Raw genomic sequence first — 13,619 nt, forward strand, 5'->3', positions numbered from 1 at the left:
CCCCGAGGCGGGCGCCGAGCCGCGCCTCGGGGCGAGGGCTAGAGGACGTCCGTGCGGCCCGAGAGGCGGAGGGCGTCGACGACGCCCTTGACCTTCTGGGCGTTCTCCGTCGTGGTGACGAGCAGGGCGTCGGGGGTGTCCACGACCACGATGTCCTTCACGCCGATCAGCGCGATGGTGCGGTTGCCGCCGCTGACCACGATGCCGGTCGCCGAGTCGGCCAGGACGCGGGCGTCCTCGCCGAGGATGGCCAGGTCGGAGCGCAGGCCGCTCGCGTGCAGCTTCGCGATCGAGGCGAAGTCACCCACGTCGTCCCAGGAGAAGTGGCCGGGCACGACGGCGAGCTTGCCCTCCTTCGCCGCGGGCTCCGCGACGGAGTAGTCGATCGCGATCTTCTCCAGGCCCGGCCAGATGCGGTCGACGACCGCGCCGCGCTCCGGGGTGTCCCACGCCTCGGCCAGCTCGAGGAGACCCGCGAGCAGCTTCGGCTTCGAGCGGCCCAGCTCCTCGAGCAGCCGGTCGGCGCGGGCGATGAACATGCCCGCGTTCCAGAGGTACTGACCGCTCTGCACGTACGAGCGGGCGGTCTCCGCGTCGGGCTTCTCGACGAAGGAGTCGACGGCGAGCGTGTGCGCGGCGCCCTCGATCCCGAGGTGGTCGCCCGTGTGGATGTAGCCGAAGCCCACGGCCGGCTCGGTCGGCGTGATGCCGATCGTCGCGATGTAGCCGGCGTCGGCGGCGACGACCGCCTCCGCGACGGCGTCGTGGAAGAGGTGCTGGCCGCTGATGACGTGATCGGCGGCGAAGGAGCCGATGATCACGCCGGGCTCGCGGCGCTCGAGGATCGCCGCGGCGAGGCCGATCGCGGCGGAGGAGTCGCGCGGCTCGCTCTCGAGGACGACGTTGAGGTCCTCGAGGCTCTCCAGCTGGCGCTCCACCGCGGCGCGGTGCGCGCGGCCGGTGACGACCATGATCCGGTCGGCGCCCGAGATCGGGGCGAGCCTGTCCCAGGTGTCGCGGAGCAGCGTCTGCCCCGAGCCCGTCAGGTCGTGCAGGAACTTCGGGGCGTCCGCCCGCGAGAGCGGCCACAGCCTCGAGCCGATCCCGCCGGCGGGGATCACGCTGTAGAAGCGGTCGAGCGGGGCGCGGCCATCGGTCTCAGGTGATGTCATCCCCGCAGGATACAAGGGAGGCAGGCCGTGTCCGTCCGTTCACCCGGCCGCGCGTCCGCGTTCACACGGCACCCGTAGCGTCACCGGCGTGAGAGTCGCGGTCGTCACGGAGAGCTTCCTCCCGTCGTTGAACGGAGTCACCACGAGCGTCCTGCGGGTCCTCGACGAGTTCGCGGCGAGCGGCATCGAGGCCCTCGTCGTCTGCCCCGCCGCAGGGGCGCCCGGGCACTACGCCGGCCACCGCGTCGTCGAGCACCCGGCCATCGCCTACCGCGACTTCCCGGTCGGCATCCCCACCCTCGCCCTCACCCGCGAGCTGGCCGCCTTCGAACCGGACGTCGTGCACGTCGCCTCCCCCTTCCTCCTCGGCGCCCGCGCCATCGCCTCCGCGAACCGGCTCGGCGTGCCGAGCGTCGCGATCTACCAGACCGACGTGCCGCGCTTCGCCGCCCGCTACGGCATCCGCGGGGCCCGGGCGCTCGCCTGGCGGGTGATCCGCCAGATCCACGCGGGCGCCGATCTCACGCTCGCCCCCTCGACCAGCGCGCTCGACGACCTCGCCGCCGCCGGCATCGAGCGCACCGCGCTCTGGGGCCGCGGCGTGCAGAGCGACCGCTTCCACCCGCGGATGCGCTCCTCTCCCTACGCGCACGAGGTGCGGTCGGGGGTCGACGAGGGCGACGCACTCGTCGGCTACATCGGCCGCGTCTCTCCGGAGAAGCGGGTCGAGCGGCTCGCCTGCCTCTCCTCCCTCCCCGGCGCCGATCTGGTCGTCGGCGGCTACGGCCCCTCCTCCGCCCGCGTCGCCGCAGCGCTCGGTCCGGCGGCGCGGATGCTCGGCCGGCTCGACGGGGAGCGGCTGCCCGCGGTGTTCGCCGCGCTCGACGTCTTCGTGCACACCGGCACCGAGGAGACCTTCGGCCAGACGGTGCAGGAGGCGCAGGCCTCCGGCACCGCGGTCGTCGCACCGCACGCCGGCGGGCCGACCGATCTGATCGAGCACGGCGTCGACGGACTGCTCTACGCGCCGGAGAGCGACTCCGATCTGCGGCGCCAGGTGGAGCGGCTGCTGGGCGACCCCGGGCTCCGCTCGCGCCTGGGTGAGGCGGGCCGTCGGCGGGTGCTCGGCCGCACCTGGAGTGTACTCACCGACGAGCTCCTCGCGCACTACGCGACGGTCGGCGCACCCGTCTCGATGGCCCGCGGCAGCTAAGGCTCGCCTAAGCCGCGGCGATCCCGCCCGGCGCTTAGAATCGCTGAGCGAGTGTTCTCGCCGCTCCACGCCCCGCCCGCGTCCTCGAGTCGCGGTCCCGGTCAGGCCGACGGAGCAGTCAACCAGGGAGGGTTGTTCGTGTCAGTTTCAGCTGCTCAAACCCTCGCACCCCGGAAGCAGGGGAAGATCCGCCGTCCGGCCGGAACCCTCTACCGCGGTCGCGAAGGCATGTGGTCGTGGGTGCTGCACCGGATCACCGGTGTCGCCATCTTCTTCTTCCTCCTCGTGCACGTCCTCGACACGGCCCTCATCGCCGTGAGCCCCGAGGCGTACAACGCGGTCATCGCCCAGTACAAGAACCCGATCATGGGCCTCGGCGAGACGGGCCTGGTCGCGGCGATCGCGTTCCACGCCATGAACGGCCTGCGCATCATCCTGGTCGACTTCTGGAGCTGGGCCACCCGGCACCAGCGCCTGCTGTTCTGGGTCGTCATCGGCCTGTGGGTCGTGCTGATGCTCGGCTTCGCGCCCCGCCACCTCATCAACGTCTTCAGCGAGGGAGGTGCCCATTGAGCACCGTCGCCGCACCGCGGACTCCGCACGTCCCCACCCGCTCCTCCGGCACCAACTGGGAGAAGTGGGGCTGGATCTACATGCGCGCCTCCGGCGTCGTGCTGATCGTCCTGATCTTCGGGCACCTGATCTTCAACCTGCTGCTCGGCGACGGCATCAAGGCCATCGACTTCGGCTTCGTCGGCGGCAAGCTCGCCAACCCGTTCTGGCAGTGGTGGGACGTCGCGATGCTCTGGCTCGCGCTCATCCACGGCGGCAACGGCATGCGCACGCTCGTCAACGACTACGCGACCTCGCCGGTGCTCGCCCGGGCCTTCAAGGGCGGCATCCTCGTCTCGGTCGTCGCGCTGATCGCGCTCGGCACCTACGTCGTCTTCGGCTTCAACCCCTGCCCGACCGGCGGGGACCCGAGCCTGCTGCCGTCGTTCTGCGCGGCGTAGTCCCCCTCCCCCGCCCTTCCATCCCGTTCAACGGAGCAATCACCCAGTGAGCACACCAGGCCACGTCCACAGCGGCGGCGCAGACCAGAGCGCCTTCACCCAGACCCTCGGCGCCGACGGCGTCCACTACCACCAGTTCGACGTGGTGATCGTCGGCGCCGGCGGTGCGGGCATGCGCGCCGCCATCGAGGCCGGGCCCAAGGCGAAGACCGCCGTGATCTCCAAGCTCTACCCGACGCGCTCGCACACCGGTGCCGCGCAAGGCGGCATGGCCGCCGCCCTCGCGAACGTCGAGGAGGACAGCTGGGAGTGGCACACCTTCGACACCGTCAAGGGCGGCGACTACCTCGTCGACCAGGACGCGGCGGAGATCCTCGCCAAGGAGGCCATCGACGCGGTCATCGACCTCGAGAACATGGGCCTCCCGTTCAACCGCACCGAGGACGGCAAGATCGACCAGCGCCGGTTCGGCGGCCACACCCGCGACCACGGCAAGGCGCCTGTGCGCCGGGCCTGCTACGCGGCCGACCGCACCGGGCACATGATCCTGCAGACGCTGTTCCAGAACTGCGTCCGCCTGGGCATCAACTTCTACAACGAGTTCTACGTGCTCGACCTCGTGATGACGAAGGTCGACGGGGTCGACAAGCCCTCGGGCGTGGTCGCCTACGAGCTCGCGACCGGCGAGCTGCACGTCTTCCAGGCGAAGGCGATCATCTTCGCGACCGGCGGCTTCGGCAAGATCTACAAGACGACGTCGAACGCGCACACCCTCACCGGTGACGGCGTCGGCATCATCTGGCGCAAGGGCCTCCCCCTCGAGGACATGGAGTTCTTCCAGTTCCACCCGACCGGCCTCGCCGGGCTCGGCATCCTGCTCACCGAGGGAGCGCGAGGCGAGGGTGCGATCCTCCGCAACGCCTCGGGCGAGCGCTTCATGGAGCGCTACGCCCCCACCATCAAGGACCTCGCGCCGCGCGACATCGTCGCCCGCTGCATGGTCCAGGAGGTGGCGGAGGGCCGCGGCGCCGGTCCGCACAAGGACTACGTGCTGCTGGACTGCACCCACCTCGGCGCCGAGGTGCTCGAGACCAAGCTGCCCGACATCACCGAGTTCGCCCGCACGTACCTGGGCGTCGACCCGGTCGTCGAGCCGGTGCCGGTCATGCCGACCGCGCACTACGCGATGGGCGGCATCCCGACCAACGTGAAGGCCGAGGTCCTCTCGGACAACACGACCGTCGTCCCCGGCCTGTACGCCGCCGGCGAGTGCGCCTGCGTCTCGGTGCACGGCTCGAACCGCCTCGGCACGAACTCCCTGCTCGACATCAACGTCTTCGGCAAGCGCAGCGGCAACAACGCCGCCGACTACTCGCAGACCGTCGACTTCACTCCCCTGCCCGAGGACCCGGCCGGCGCGATCCGCGACATGCTCGCCTCGCTCCGCGGGGCCACCGGCACAGAGCGGATCGCCTCGATCCGCAAGGAGCTGCAGGACGAGATGGACAAGAACGCCCAGGTGTTCCGCACCGACGAGTCGCTCGAGCAGGTCACCGGCACCATCCAGCGCCTCCGCGACCGGTTCCGGAACATCTCGGTGCAGGACAAGGGCAAGCGCTTCAACACCGACCTCCTGGAGGCGGTCGAGCTCGGCTTCCTCCTCGACCTCGCCGAGGTCGTCGTCTACTCCGCGCGCAACCGCAAGGAGAGCCGTGGCGGCCACATGCGCGACGACTACCCGAAGCGCGACGACACCGAATACATGCAGCACACGATGGCGTACCTCTCCGGTGACGCCCACTCCTCCGACGCGGGCGACCACATCCGCCTCGATTGGAAGCCCGTCGTGATCACCCGGTACCAGCCGATGGAGAGGAAGTACTAGCCGTGTCGTCTGCCACCCTCGAGCAGCCCCCCGCCGCCCCCGCGGCCCCGGAGGCGTTCACCGTCACGTTCATCATCCGCCGCTTCGACCCGGAGCAGGACGCCGAGCCGCGCTGGCAGGACTTCGACGTCGAGATGTTCTCGACCGACCGCGTCCTTGACGCGCTGCATCGGATCAAGTGGGACCAGGACGGCTCGCTGACCTTCCGCCGCTCCTGCGCGCACGGCATCTGCGGCTCCGACGCGATGCGGATCAACGGCCGCAACCGCCTGGCCTGCAAGACGCTGATCAAGGATCTCGACATCTCGCAGCCGATCTACATCGAGGCGATCAAGGGCCTGCCGCTCGAGAAGGACCTCGTCGTGGACATGGAGCCGTTCTTCGCCTCCTACCGCGAGGTGCAGCCGTTCCTGATCGCGAACACCCCGCCGACCAAGGGCAAGGAGCGCGTGCAGTCGGTCGCCGACCGCGCCCGCTTCGACGACACCACGAAGTGCATCCTCTGCGCCGCGTGCACGTCGTCCTGCCCGGTGTTCTGGACCGACGGGCAGTACTTCGGCCCCGCCGCGATCGTGAACGCGCACCGCTTCATCTTCGACTCGCGCGACGACGCCGGCGGAGCGCGCCTGGACATCCTGAACGACAAGGAGGGCGTCTGGCGCTGCCGCACGACCTTCAACTGCACCGAGGCGTGCCCGCGCGGCATCCAGATCACCCAGGCGATCGCCGAGGTGAAGCAGGCCGTCATCCGCGGCCGCGCCTGACCTGCAGCACCCGGTACGGCCCGAACGGCCCGTCGTGATCCTCGGATCCGGCGGGCCGTTCGGCGTCCCCGGGGCGCACGCGTGCCGACCTGCGGCTCGCGAGGCGCACCTCCGGCTCGCGAAATCACCCTCGGCTCGCTTAATCACGCGAATCCGGCGAGCCAGACGGCGTTCCACGAGCCGAAGCTTCCGCGGGCCTCCCTCCGGCTCGCGAAAACACCTTCGGCTCGCCGAAACACGCGAATCCGGCGAGCCGGACGTCATTCCACGAGCCGAAGCTTCCCCGGGCCTCCCTCCGGCTCGCGAAAACACCCCGGTGCCCACCCGAGATCTCCTCCACAGTGGGCTACGGGTCAATGCCGTCCACGGAATCCGGTCTCGGCGCCGCCGGCGCCGCGGAGGCGCGGCAGAGTCGGCGCATGCAGTACGGAGTGCACCACATCGGCTACCTTCACGCGATCGGCGTCGACGCGACCGCCGCCGTGCGCTCGGGAGCGCTCCGCCGCATCCGGCGCGGCTGGTACGCGTCGCCGCAGGCATCCGAGGAGGAGTTGCGGGCGGCCGAGGCGTGCGGCTCGCTGTCCTGCATCTCGCTGCTCGCGGAGGCGGGCGCCTTCCGGCCGCCCGACCCCCGCCTGCACCTCGCCATCACCTCGAGTTCGCGCCCGCGACCTCGAGAGCTCGGCGAGGACGTGGTCGCACACTGGAGTCGCCGCGCACGGCAGCCGGAGTACCGCTCCATCCGAGAGACGCGGATCGACGCCCTCACGCAGGTCTTCCTCTGCCAGCCGCTCGAGTTCGCGGTCGCGGTCGCCGACTCCTGCCTCCGACGGCGCCTGGTGCGGCCGGACGCCCTCGCCCTGGTACTGGCGGCGCTGCCCCGCCGCTTCGCCGTCGTCGCCGGGTTGGTGAACGACCGCGCGGAATCCGGGACCGAGTCGATCACACGGGTCCGCCTGCAGCTCCTCGGGATCGTCTGCGAGATCCAGGTCGAGATCGAGGGGGTCGGCAGAGTCGATCTGGTGATCGACGACTGGCTGATCATCGAGGTGGACAGCCGCACCTGGCACGACGACCCGCAGGCCTACCAGCGCGACCGGGAGCGCGACCGCGCCGCGGCCGAGCGCGGGTACAGGACTCTCCGATTCACCTACGCGGACGTCATGCACCACTGGCCGCGCACGCGCGAGAGCATCCTCGCGGTCCACGCGCGCGGTCCGCAGCGCTGACGGCAGCACACGGCCGCACGATCGACCCTTCGGCAGGCCTCCGGGCACTCGGGAGCAGCGCGCACGCCGGGACTGGGCGATTCGACGAGCCGGAGCTGATTCTGCGAGCTGGAGGTGACGGCGTCGGCACTTCGGCACGCGAAACGAACTCCGGCACGCCGGATGTGCGCGATTCGACGAGCCGGAGGTGAATCCGCGAGCCGGAGGTGACGGCGTCCGCGCCTCGGCACGCGGAACGAACTCCGGCAGGTCAGAAGTGCGCGATTCCACGAGCCGGAGGTGAATCCGCGAGCCGAAGGCGACCGTGTCCGCGCCTCGGCACGCGAAACGAGCTCCGGCATGCCGGATGTGCACGATTCCACGAGCCGAAGGTGACGGCGTCGGGGCTTCGGCACGCGAAGCGAGCTCCGGCACGTCAGAAGTGCGCGATCCCACGAGCCGAAGGTGACGGCGTCGGGGCTTCGGCACGCGGAACGAGCTCCGGCACGTCAGAAGTGCGCGATCCCACGAGCCGAAGGTGAATCCGCGAGCCGGAGGTGACGGCGTCGGCGCTTCGGCACGCGGAACGAGCTCCGGCACGTCAGAAGTGCGCGATTCCACGAGCCGGAGGTGAAACTGCGAGCCGGAGGTGATTCCACGAGCCGGAGGGGACGGCGTCGGGGCTTCGGCACGCGGGACGAGCTCCGGCACGTCGGAAGTGCGCGATTCCACGAGCCGGAGGTGAATCTGCGAGCCGGAGGTGACGGCGTCGGGGCTTCGGCACGGGACGAGCTCCGGCACGTCAGAAGTGCGCGATTCCACGAGCCGAAGGTGAATCTGCGAGCCGGAGGTGACCGCGTCGCGGCCTCGGCACGCGGGACGAGCTCCGGCACGTCGGATGTGCGCGATTCGACGAGCCGGAGGTGGTTCCGCGAGCCGGAGGTGAATCCGCGAGGCGGAGGTAAGGGTTGGGCGGAGGCGTGCCCGGGGTGCGCCGGGCGCCTCTACGCTGGAGGGCATGACGCAGGCGGCGACCGACACCCCGCGTGGCGAGGCACAGCGCGCCGAGGCCCAGCGAACCGAGGCACAGCGCGCCGAGGCACCGCGCGGCATCCCGGCGCTGTTCGAGCGGATCATGCGGACGCGGCCGGTGCGGGTGATGCTGCACTACTCCGAGAGCGGTGGACCGCTGTTCGCATCGGGGCTCGCGTTCCAGGCGCTGTTCGCGATCTTCGCGGCGCTGTTCGTGTTCTTCGCGGTCTTCGGCTTCGTGCTGCGCGACAACACTGCGCTGCGCGACTCGCTCCTGCAGCTGCTCACCAGCTCGGTGCCCGGGCTGATCGGCGACGAGAAGAACTCGCTGGTCTCGATCGACACGCTCCTCGACTCGTCGATCCTCGGCTGGACCGGCGCGATCGCCGCGGCGGGCCTGCTCTGGACGGCGCTCAACTTCCTCGGCAGTCTCCGCCAGGCGGTCCGGATCCTGTTCTCCCTGCCCGGTCCGACCGTGCTGTTCGTGCTGCTGAAGCTCAAGGACGCGGGGCTCGCGCTCGTCTTCGGCGCGGTGCTGATCGTCTCGGCGGCGCTCTCGGTGTTCTCGACCTCGTTCGTCGACGTCGCGTTCGACGTGCTCGGGATCGGCAGCGACTCCACGCTCGGCCGCGTCACCGGCACCGTGGTCGGTCTGCTGATCATGCTCGCGCTCGACACCGCGACGCTGGCCGGCTCGTTCCGGATCCTCAGCGGCATCCCGATCCCGTGGAAGAACCTCTGGGTCGGCGCGCTGATGGGCGGCATCGCGCTCGGCGCGCTCAAGGTGCTCGGGACGCAGCTGCTGGGCGGTGCCTCGCGCAATCCGCTGCTCGCCTCCTTCGCCGTCCTCATCGGTCTGCTGATCTGGTTCAACCTGGTCTGCCAGGTGATCCTGATCGTCGCCTCCTGGATCTCGGTGGGCATGAGCGACGCCGGCATCTCGGCGCGCAAGCTCACCCCGGACGAGCTGGAGAAGGAGCGCGAGGAGCAGCTGCGCCGTGCCCGCCGCACCCTCGCCGAGGCGGAGCGGGAGCGGCTGCGCGCCGCCCTGCCCGACGCCTCGCTGCTCAAGCGCCGGCGCCTGGAGAAGCAGCTGCTGCGGCTCGAAGACGAGCTGGAGGAGTCCGCCGCCTGACGCGCGACGTCCCGCGGAGCGACGTCGCCGCGGCCTCGGGACGTCACCGATCCGGGCGACATCCGTTGAACATGTCCGTTTCTGTTGACACCGGACACGAACGGGTCTAAAAAGATGTAAACGCAGATCCGAGGTCGACATCGACACCGCGGACGAGGCGTAACATCTCGCGAGACGACGGAGTCCACATGTACGCACCGGAGCGGCACCAGGCGATCCTGGACCGCGCCCGCACCGACGGGCGGGTCGAGGTCCGCGATCTCGCGCAGTCCCTCGCGGTCACGCCCGAGACGATCCGCCGCGACCTCACCAGTCTCGAGAAGCGCGGCCTGCTGCGCCGGGCCCACGGCGGCGCCATCCCCGTCGAGCGCCTCGGCATCGAGCCCGAGGTCGCCGCCCGCGAGGGCCACCTCGCGGCCGAGAAGGACCGCATCGCCACCGCCGCTCTGGCCGAGGTGCCCGACGGCGGCTCGATCGCGATCGACGCCGGGACCACCACGGTCCGCCTGGCCGAACTGCTCCCCCTGGACCGCCGGCTGACGGTCGTCACCCATTCCCTCCCTGTCGCGGTGGCGCTCGTCGGCCGGCCCAACATCGACCTCCACCTGCTCGGCGGGCACCTGCGCGGAGTCACGCAGGCCGCCGTCGGGCCGTGGGTCGCCCAGGTGATCCCCACCGTCTCGGTGGACGTCGCCTTCATCGGCACGAACGGCCTCAGCCGAGAGCGGGGTCTCACCACTCCGGACCTCGACGAGGCCGTCGTCAAGACCGCGCTCATCGCCGCTGCGCGCCGGGTCGTCGTCCTCGCCGACCATTCCAAGTTCGGCCGCCAGGACTTCGGGCACGTCGCCCCGCTGTCCGCGGTCGACACCGTCATCACCGATACCGATGTCGACGACGAGCTCGCCGACGACATCGAGTCCGCAGGCCCGGAGGTCGTCCGCGCATGATCGTCACCGTCACCGCCAACCCCAGCATCGACGTCACCCTCTCGACCAGCGGCTTCGCCGTCGGCGAGGTCAACCGCGCCCACGGCGTGCGCCGCGACCCGGCCGGCAAGGGCGTCAACGTCGCCCGGGCCCTCGCCCGCAACGGCGTCGAGGCGACCGCGATCTACCCGGCCGACGCGTCGACCGGACTCGATCTGCGCACCATGCTCGAGGCGGCGGGAGTCGCCTCCGCCAGCGCCGCGATCGCGCAGCCGATCCGCACCAACATCACCGTGGTCGACGACGCGACCGGCCGGACCACCAAGATCAACGAGCCCGGCCCGGCCGTCACCCCGGAGGAGGCGAAGGCGCTCTCCGCCCTGATCTGCGACCACGTCGTCTCCGGCCCGCGCTGGCTCGTCGCCTGCGGCAGCGTGCCGCCCGGGCTCGGCGACGACTTCTACCCGGCGCTCGGCCGCCTCGCCACGCACTTCGGCGTCCCGCTCGCCGTCGACACCTCCGGAGCACCGCTGACCGCGATCATCGCGGCCGGCACCGCCACGCTGGTGAAGCCCAACCTCGAGGAGCTCGAGGAGCTCCTCGGGCGCTCCCTCGCGACCGTCGGCGACGTCGTCGACGGAGCCCGCACACTCCTCCGCCTCCCGGACGCGCGAGCGCTCGTGAGCCTCGGAGAGCACGGCGCCCTCCTCGTCACGGCGGCCTCGTCGTGGTGGGCGGGCGCACCCCCCGTCGTGCCCCTCAGCACCGTCGGCGCCGGCGACAGCACCCTCGCGGGCTACCTGTCGGCGACCGACGCCTCGGAGGCGGAGCGTCTGCGGACGGCCGTCGCCTGGGGCACCGCCGCCGTCACCCTCCCGGGCAGTGAAGCCCCGGGTCCCGACTCCCTCCGCCTCGACGACGTCTCCGTCGTCGAGAATCCCGACCCCACCCTCCCGATTGGAGAACTGAGCGCATGACTGCTCTCACCGAGGCGTCGACGGTCATCGTCGACCTCACCGCCGCCACGAAGGACGAGGCCACCGCGCAGCTCGCGAAGACGCTCGCCGACGCCGGCCGCGTCACCGACCTCGACGGCTTCCTCGCCGACGTCCGCGACCGCGAGGCGCAGATGGCCACCGGCATGCCCGGCGGCATCGGCATCCCCCACGCCCGCTCCTCGCACGTCGTCTCGCCCAGCGTCGCCGTCGGCATCTCGAAGTCGAAGGTCGACTTCGGTGCCCCCGACGGCCCCGCGGACCTGATCTTCCTCATCGCCGCGCCCGACGGCGCCGACCAGGCCCACCTCAAGATCCTCGCCCAGCTCGCCCGCAAGCTGATCCACGAGTCCTTCACCGGTTCCCTCCGCGCCGCGACCAGCGGCCAGGAGGTCGCGGACATCATCGCCAGAGAGGTCGTCGTCTCGTGAAGATCGTCGCCGTCACCAGCTGCATCGCCGGCATCGCGCACACCTACATGGCGGCCGAGGCCCTCGAGCAGGCCGCCAAGAAGAAGGGCTACGACATCCAGGTCGAGACCCAGGGTGCCGCCGGCTCGGATCCCATGTCCGACCAGACGATCGCCGACGCCGACGTCGTGATCCTCGCCGCCGACCTCGAGGTCCGCGGCAAGGACCGCTTCGCCGGCAAGCCGACCCTCGAGGTCGGCACCTCGGAGGCGCTGGCCAAGGCCGCGGACGTCATCGACCGCGCCGCGGCGAAGGTCCAGGACGCCCCCGCCGCCGCCTCGACGGGCGCCCCGCGCTTCGTCGCGGTGACGAGCTGCATCGCCGGCATCGCGCACACCTACATGGCCGCCGAGGCGCTCGAGCAGGCCGCGAAGAAGCGCGGCTACCCGATCCACGTCGAGACCCAGGGCGCCGCCGGCTCGGACGAGATGACCGCGGGCGACATCGCCGCCGCGGACGTCGTCATCCTCGCCGCCGACCTCGAGATCCGCGGCAAGGACCGCTTCGCGGGCAAGCCGATCCTCCAGGTCGGCGTCGCCGAGGCGCTGTCGAAGCCGGACGAGGTGCTCGACCGGGCGCTCGCCCTGCGCGGCACCGGCACGGCCCCCGCCGCCTCGGCCGCCCGCTCGACTCCGGCCGCGGCGCCCGCCGCCCCGAAGAAGGTCGGCGTCGGCACGCGCATCCGGCAGAACCTGATGACCGGCGTCTCGTACATGATCCCGTTCGTCGCGGCCGGCGGCCTGCTGATCGCGCTGTCGTTCCTCTTCGGCGGCTACCAGATCGTCAGCTACACGCCGCAGCAGATCATCGACAACGGCTTCAACATCGCGAACATCACCGACTGGGCCGGAGTGATGTTCCTGATCGGCGGCGCGACCTTCGCGTTCCTGGTGCCGGTGCTCTCGGGCTTCATCGCCTTCGGCATCGCGGACCGGCCCGGCATCGCGCCCGGCTTCCTCGGCGGCGCCGTGGCGGTCACCGTCGGCGCCGGCTTCCTCGGCGGTCTCGCGTCCGGCTTCATCGCCGGCTACGCGGCGCTCTACATCTCGCGGATCAAGCTGCCGGCGGCCTTCAAGTCGCTGATGCCGGTCGTCATCATCCCGCTGATCGCGACCTTCATCACGGGCTTCCTGATGTTCGTCGTCCTCGGCGCCCCGCTGCGCGCGCTGAGCGAGGGACTGTCGGCCTGGCTCTCGGGCCTGACCGGCGGCAACCTGATCATCCTCGGGATCATCCTGGGCCTGATGATGGCGTTCGACATGGGCGGCCCGGTCAACAAGGTGGCCTACGCCTTCGCGACCACCGGTCTCGCCTCCGTCCCCGCCGACGGCGACCCGAACTCGGTGCAGTTCAAGGTGATGGCGATCGTGATGGCGGCCGGCATGACGCCGCCGCTGGGCCTCGCGCTCGCCACGTCGCTCCGCAAGCGCCTGTTCACCGACGCCGAGCGCCAGAACGGCAAGGCGGCCTACCTGCTGGGCGCCTCGTTCATCTCGGAGGGAGCGATCCCGTTCGCCGCGGTCGACCCGCTGCGCGTGATCCCCTCCGCGATGATCGGCTCGGCCGTCACCGGTGCGCTCGTCGCGCTGTTCGGCTCGACGCTGCGCGCCCCGCACGGCGGCATCTGGGTGACCGGACTGGTCGGCCAGCCGCTGCTCTACCTGGTCGCGATCCTCGTCGGCATGGTGGTCACCGCGGTCTGCGTGATCATCGCGAAGAGCATCAAGCGCGCCCCGGTCGTCGCCGAGGTTCCGGAGCCGGCCACGGCCCGCGCCGTCGCCGTCTGACCCGCACCGATCGACC

General features: G+C 71.1%; 12 protein-coding genes. 11 read left to right on the forward strand and 1 reads right to left on the reverse strand.

The annotated features are described in order from the left end of the window. Nucleotides 1-38: 38 nt before the first annotated feature. Nucleotides 39-1,172: a mannose-1-phosphate guanylyltransferase gene (locus GSU72_RS13830; protein ID WP_159985586.1), complete on the reverse strand. Its 1,134-nt coding sequence runs from the start codon at nt 1,170-1,172 to the stop codon at nt 39-41. Between the two features lie 88 nt (nt 1,173-1,260). Between GSU72_RS13830 and GSU72_RS13835 the strand changes: the two genes are divergently transcribed. From GSU72_RS13835 to GSU72_RS13890, 11 genes are all read left to right on the forward strand, one after another. Beyond that, nucleotides 1,261-2,385, forward strand: coding sequence for a glycosyltransferase family 1 protein (locus tag GSU72_RS13835; RefSeq protein WP_159985587.1), 1,125 nt, complete (start codon nt 1,261-1,263; stop codon nt 2,383-2,385). Nucleotides 2,386-2,571: 186 nt separating this feature from the next. Then, nucleotides 2,572-2,958 (forward strand): succinate dehydrogenase, cytochrome b556 subunit, encoded by a 387-nt coding sequence (sdhC, locus tag GSU72_RS13840; protein ID WP_279389000.1) that lies wholly within the window; start codon nt 2,572-2,574, stop codon nt 2,956-2,958. Continuing rightward, nucleotides 2,955-3,398: a succinate dehydrogenase hydrophobic membrane anchor subunit gene (locus tag GSU72_RS13845; protein WP_159985588.1), complete on the forward strand. Its 444-nt coding sequence runs from the start codon at nt 2,955-2,957 to the stop codon at nt 3,396-3,398. Before sdhC ends, GSU72_RS13845 begins: the two co-directional genes overlap by 4 nt. Before the next feature lie 142 nt (nt 3,399-3,540). Then, the gene (gene sdhA, locus GSU72_RS13850; protein ID WP_244256130.1) at nt 3,541-5,283 is read left to right on the forward strand and encodes a succinate dehydrogenase flavoprotein subunit; all 1,743 of its coding nucleotides are present in this window, start codon (nt 3,541-3,543) and stop codon (nt 5,281-5,283) included. Nucleotides 5,284-5,285: 2 nt separating this feature from the next. Then, nucleotides 5,286-6,047, forward strand: a complete 762-nt coding sequence (locus tag GSU72_RS13855; RefSeq protein ID WP_159985590.1) for a succinate dehydrogenase iron-sulfur subunit — start codon at nt 5,286-5,288, stop codon at nt 6,045-6,047. A 356-nt stretch (nt 6,048-6,403) separates the two neighbouring features. After that, complete coding sequence (locus GSU72_RS13860; protein WP_159985591.1) at nt 6,404-7,276, forward strand: DUF559 domain-containing protein; 873 nt, start codon at nt 6,404-6,406, stop codon at nt 7,274-7,276. Nucleotides 7,277-8,273: 997 nt separating this feature from the next. Further along, nucleotides 8,274-9,422, forward strand: a complete 1,149-nt coding sequence (locus GSU72_RS13865) for a YihY/virulence factor BrkB family protein (protein WP_159985592.1) — start codon at nt 8,274-8,276, stop codon at nt 9,420-9,422. A gap of 188 nt (nt 9,423-9,610) precedes the next feature. After that, nucleotides 9,611-10,372 (forward strand): DeoR/GlpR family DNA-binding transcription regulator, encoded by a 762-nt coding sequence (locus GSU72_RS13870; protein ID WP_159985593.1) that lies wholly within the window; start codon nt 9,611-9,613, stop codon nt 10,370-10,372. Continuing rightward, a complete protein-coding gene (locus GSU72_RS13875) occupies nt 10,369-11,328 on the forward strand; it encodes a 1-phosphofructokinase family hexose kinase (protein WP_167306110.1) in 960 nt (319 codons plus the stop codon). The genes GSU72_RS13870 and GSU72_RS13875 overlap by 4 nt, the downstream gene beginning before the upstream one ends. Continuing rightward, a complete protein-coding gene (locus GSU72_RS13880) occupies nt 11,325-11,777 on the forward strand; it encodes a PTS sugar transporter subunit IIA (protein WP_159985594.1) in 453 nt (150 codons plus the stop codon). Before GSU72_RS13875 ends, GSU72_RS13880 begins: the two co-directional genes overlap by 4 nt. Next, nucleotides 11,774-13,603, forward strand: coding sequence for a PTS fructose-like transporter subunit IIB (locus GSU72_RS13890; protein WP_167306111.1), 1,830 nt, complete (start codon nt 11,774-11,776; stop codon nt 13,601-13,603). The genes GSU72_RS13880 and GSU72_RS13890 overlap by 4 nt, the downstream gene beginning before the upstream one ends. The last annotated feature ends 16 nt before the right edge of the window (nt 13,604-13,619 follow it).

Source organism: Rathayibacter sp. VKM Ac-2760 (genome assembly GCF_009834185.1).
Classification (GTDB): domain Bacteria; phylum Actinomycetota; class Actinomycetes; order Actinomycetales; family Microbacteriaceae; genus Rathayibacter.

What these genes read in the sequence shown, in the direction of transcription:
- GSU72_RS13875 (WP_167306110.1), top strand. Translation starts at nt 10,369, where the DNA reads ATGATCGTCACCGTCACCGCCAACCCCAGCATCGACGTCACCCTCTCG.
- GSU72_RS13830 (WP_159985586.1), bottom strand. Translation starts at nt 1,172, where the DNA reads ATGACATCACCTGAGACCGATGGCCGCGCCCCGCTCGACCGCTTCTAC.
- GSU72_RS13860 (WP_159985591.1), top strand. Translation starts at nt 6,404, where the DNA reads ATGCCGTCCACGGAATCCGGTCTCGGCGCCGCCGGCGCCGCGGAGGCG.
- GSU72_RS13870 (WP_159985593.1), top strand. Translation starts at nt 9,611, where the DNA reads ATGTACGCACCGGAGCGGCACCAGGCGATCCTGGACCGCGCCCGCACC.
- GSU72_RS13880 (WP_159985594.1), top strand. Translation starts at nt 11,325, where the DNA reads ATGACTGCTCTCACCGAGGCGTCGACGGTCATCGTCGACCTCACCGCC.
- GSU72_RS13865 (WP_159985592.1), top strand. Translation starts at nt 8,274, where the DNA reads ATGACGCAGGCGGCGACCGACACCCCGCGTGGCGAGGCACAGCGCGCC.